Source organism: Streptococcus parasanguinis (assembly GCF_001074805.1).
In the GTDB taxonomy this organism is placed as follows: Bacteria; Bacillota; Bacilli; order Lactobacillales; family Streptococcaceae; genus Streptococcus; species Streptococcus parasanguinis_A.
In genome coordinates this window covers 1-617 of record NZ_JUPI01000078.1, presented here as the reverse complement: position 1 = coordinate 617, position 617 = coordinate 1, and the positions used below count along the sequence as shown (strand labels likewise).

1 protein-coding gene is annotated in these 617 nt (G+C 30.0%); it reads left to right on the top strand.

Annotated features, from left to right (window positions below):
• On the top strand, window positions 1–357 hold a 357-nt coding region (locus ADI76_RS05240; protein ID WP_049515022.1), incomplete at its 5' end, for a tetratricopeptide repeat protein.
• Window positions 358–617 lie beyond the last annotated feature (260 nt).

Below are 617 nucleotides of genomic sequence, written 5' to 3'. Positions count from 1 at the left end.
CAGGGTGATTTTCATAAGGCTTTAAAACTCATTGAAGATGAAGAGAAGATAGTTGAAGAGCATTTTCCAAATGATAATTTAAAGAAAGCTGTGAATAACTACGAACAAGGTTATGTGAGATTAAAATTTAACAACCTTGATGAAGCACTTACATTCATGAATCTGTCATTGGAACAATCTTTAGAGACTGATGACGTGATTTCTCAAGCTTGTAGCTATAGAGGGTTAGGTGAAATCTATTTAGCCTTGGAAGATACGGAATTATCCAATAGACATTTCAAACGAGCTATAGAACTTTTCGAAAGTGTTGGAGAGTTTGAAGCGATAAAGGAAATTGAGGAATTGATTAATCGATGATTTGGCATGTAGTTTTTGTTATTAGTTTGCCTAAATAAAAAGTTTTAATATGCTATAAATTATGTATTTGATTAAGGGGAATAAGATGGAAGGTTGTACTAGAGATGAAATTTCTATTTATTTTAATTATTAATACACCTTATTTCTTTTACTTAAAATGGAAGGATAAGCCTAAACAAAAAAATAAGTCCTTTTGTTATCTTTATAAGTTTTACATGATTTACTTGTGGTTTATCCTCATAATTTCCATAATGGCTATC